At 56.8% G+C, this 1,501-nt stretch carries 1 rRNA gene; it reads left to right on the forward strand.

Annotation, left to right across the window (positions count from 1 at the left end):
• A 23S ribosomal RNA gene (locus tag ACFV4P_RS35895) occupies nt 1–1,499 on the forward strand; the annotation flags it as partial.
• Nucleotides 1,500–1,501 lie beyond the last annotated feature (2 nt).

Genomic DNA, 1,501 nt, shown 5'->3' on the forward strand with positions numbered 1-1,501 from the left:
AGTAGGTGAGCGATGGGGTGACGCAGGAAGGTAGTCCAGCCCGGGCGGTGGTAGTCCCGGGGTAAGGGTGTAGGCCGTGAGGTAGGCAAATCCGCCTCACATTAAGGCTGAGACCTGATGCCGAGCCGATTGTGGTGAAGTGGATGATCCTATGCTGTCGAGAAAAGCCTCTAGCGAGTTTCATGGCGGCCCGTACCCCAAACCGACTCAGGTGGTCAGGTAGAGAATACCGAGGCGTTCGGGTGAACTGTGGTTAAGGAACTCGGCAAAATGCCCCCGTAACTTCGGGAGAAGGGGGGCCATTGCTGGTGACGGGACTTGCTCCCTGAGCTGGTGGTGGCCGCAGAGACCAGCGAGAAGCGACTGTTTACTAAAAACACAGGTCCGTGCGAAGCCGTAAGGCGATGTATACGGACTGACGCCTGCCCGGTGCTGGAACGTTAAGGGGACCGGTTAGTCACGATTCGTCGTGGCGAAGCTGAGAACTTAAGCGCCAGTAAACGGCGGTGGTAACTATAACCATCCTAAGGTAGCGAAATTCCTTGTCGGGTAAGTTCCGACCTGCACGAATGGCGTAACGACTTCTCGACTGTCTCAACCACAGGCCCGGTGAAATTGCATTACGAGTAAAGATGCTCGTTTCGCGCAGCAGGACGGAAAGACCCCGGGACCTTTACTATAGCTTGATATTGGTGTTCGGTTCGGCTTGTGTAGGATAGGTGGGAGACTTTGAAGCCGTGACGCCAGTCATGGTGGAGTCGCCGTTGAAATACCACTCTGGTCGTGCTGGATGTCTAACCTGGGTCCGTGATCCGGATCAGGGACAGTGTCTGGTGGGTAGTTTAACTGGGGCGGTTGCCTCCTAAAGAGTAACGGAGGCGCCCAAAGGTTCCCTCAGCCTGGTTGGCAATCAGGTGTTGAGTGTAAGTGCACAAGGGAGCTTGACTGTGAGACTGACGGGTCGAGCAGGTACGAAAGTAGGGACTAGTGATCCGGCGGTGGCTTGTGGAAGCGCCGTCGCTCAACGGATAAAAGGTACCCCGGGGATAACAGGCTGATCTTCCCCAAGAGTCCATATCGACGGGATGGTTTGGCACCTCGATGTCGGCTCGTCGCATCCTGGGGCTGGAGTAGGTCCCAAGGGTTGGGCTGTTCGCCCATTAAAGCGGTACGCGAGCTGGGTTTAGAACGTCGTGAGACAGTTCGGTCCCTATCCGCTGTGCGCGTAGGAGTGTTGAGAAGGGCTGTCCCTAGTACGAGAGGACCGGGACGGACGAACCTCTGGTGTGCCAGTTGTCCTGCCAAGGGCATGGCTGGTTGGCTACGTTCGGGAGGGATAACCGCTGAAAGCATCTAAGCGGGAAGCCTGCTTCGAGATGAGCACTCCCACCTCCTTGAGAGGGTAAGGCTCCCAGTAGACGACTGGGTTGATAGGCCGGATATGGAAGCCCTGTGAGGGGTGGAGTTGACCGGTACTAATAGGCCGAGGGCTTGTCCTCAG

The sequence above is a fragment of the Kitasatospora sp. NPDC059795 genome (assembly GCF_042732175.1).
Classification (GTDB): Bacteria; Actinomycetota; Actinomycetes; order Streptomycetales; family Streptomycetaceae; genus Kitasatospora.